Source organism: Holdemania massiliensis AP2, assembly GCF_000327285.1.
Lineage (GTDB): Bacteria > Bacillota_I > Bacilli_A > Erysipelotrichales > Erysipelotrichaceae > Holdemania > Holdemania massiliensis.
The window spans coordinates 1-1,807 of sequence record NZ_HE998576.1; the positions used below are offsets into that span (position 1 = coordinate 1).

A 1,807-nucleotide genomic window follows, 5' to 3' on the forward strand; every position below is an offset into this window, starting at 1 on the left:
AAAAAGTTTAGGGGTATATCCAAAAAATTTAGGGGAAAAGTTAGGGGGATACTCTAACAGAAAATGAAGAAAAAGCCCCCTAAAGTCAAAAAAACAAAGCGGATTTGAAGATATGCAATCGTGCATCTCAAATCCGTTTTTTCAGTGTGACTGTATCATGAATGATTTAAGTATTGTAATTAATTGTTATTGTGTTCTTTGTTCTTGTTGTAAGGTCCCCTAGGTTTTCCCTCAAAACTGTGGATCATAGCATTGGATTTAGGAACTACACGAATGGCCGGTCTTTTACGAGTAGCCCAAAGAATGCGATTGCGTGTATAATGGAAATTAGAGAATCCTCTAGCGTTTCTCTTCAAGTCTTTAGGCTTTCGATTGAACGATTCCATAGGTCCGTTAGACAAGCGTGTAATCAACTCATTATGATCTTGTGACTGCTTGCGTGTAACAGTCGAGGTAACAAAGGAGCGAAGGATAGGACCATGGTATTTCTTTAAGTAATCGGCAAATTTCTTAAAGGGTGTAAGATTGGAAGCCTTATAGACTTGAATCAGAGCCATCAAAGCAGAATGGACTTCGTCATCGGAATGAAAAGAAGATTGATTAAATTCAACATAGAGTTCTTTAAGGCGACGGAGTTCAAAGAAGTTTGGGTCAAGAGCAAGAAACATATTTTCAATCTGGAAAGTATCTAAATGAAGTTTCAGTTTAGAATGATAATGAATCTTCGCAGAGTGATTGATATGATCATAGTTTTTAAGCAATACCCATCTGTAGCTGCGCAAGAGAATGACTTCATTAGAATCGGCAATCGAAGAATCGTCACGATTAAGGTCGTGATTTTTCTTTTCCAGTTTCTTTTTGTCTCTTTCTTTGTATCGTTTCATAACATCGTTAACATAGGTATTTAAAAGGGAAATCAGGTATTTAACGACATGGAAAGAATCAAGAATAGAAACCGCATTGGGAAAGTAAGTTTTTGGATAGTCCAAATAATAACGATAAGCATCACTGACGATAAACTTGACCTTTTTTCTTTCTTCGAGAGGAATATGATAGAAATAATTGTCTGTGACAGAAGACCATCGAGAAGGCAAGATATCAACAATTTCACCGGAAACAAAATCCATGATGACAAGGGCATATTTTTCTTTGCTCGATATATCAAGGAACACCTCATCAATCGACATGACTTCAGGTAAAGGGAGTCGAGGAAGATCGACATAGGCGGTAAAGATGTCATGAACATGAGTATCAGAAACAAAGAATTGCCTAGCGATGGAAGCAGTAGAACGGTTCAGGTCTTTCAAGGCCTCCAGAATCAGTAAAGGGGTCAAGGTAGTCGACTGACGATAAGGCTGCAAGAAAGGCAGTGACTCATTCAGGTAGGTAGTGCAGGAAGTACATTTCCATTTCCGCTGATGGACAACAAGAACAAGCTTGAAGGAATCCTGAAGGACAGGATGATTGACAGTACGAGCATACATACCTTTTGAGTGCATACGGCAGCCACAGTTAGGGCAAAAGACGGGAGAAGGAGAAGTGGAGATATGGATAAATTTAGTATCCTCATGCACTTCAACTTTAGAAATAAGAATAGAGCCATCAGTAGGAAGATTAAGAATCAATAGTAAATCATTAAAATTGTCAGACATAAAAACACCTCCGTAGAAACAAGAGATACAGTCACAAAATAAGTATAAAAAAAGAAACAATAACAAAGTACTGTTTCTTACAAATTATCCCCCTAAACTCAAGACCCCTAAACTGCCCCCTAAACTTCAGCCCCCTAAATATTTTGGATACCCGG

General features: G+C 38.1%; 1 protein-coding gene. It reads right to left on the minus strand.

Annotation, left to right across the window (positions count from 1 at the left end; all coding sequences use genetic code 11):
* Nucleotides 1-179: 179 nt before the first annotated feature.
* The gene (locus BN162_RS17490; protein ID WP_020226432.1) at nt 180-1,652 is read right to left on the minus strand and encodes an ISL3 family transposase; all 1,473 of its coding nucleotides are present in this window, start codon (nt 1,650-1,652) and stop codon (nt 180-182) included.
* Between the last annotated feature and the right edge of the window lie 155 nt (nt 1,653-1,807).

Coding starts and splice junctions, on each gene's coding strand:
- BN162_RS17490 (WP_020226432.1), bottom strand. CDS start 1,652: ATGTCTGACAATTTTAATGATTTACTATTGATTCTTAATCTTCCTACT.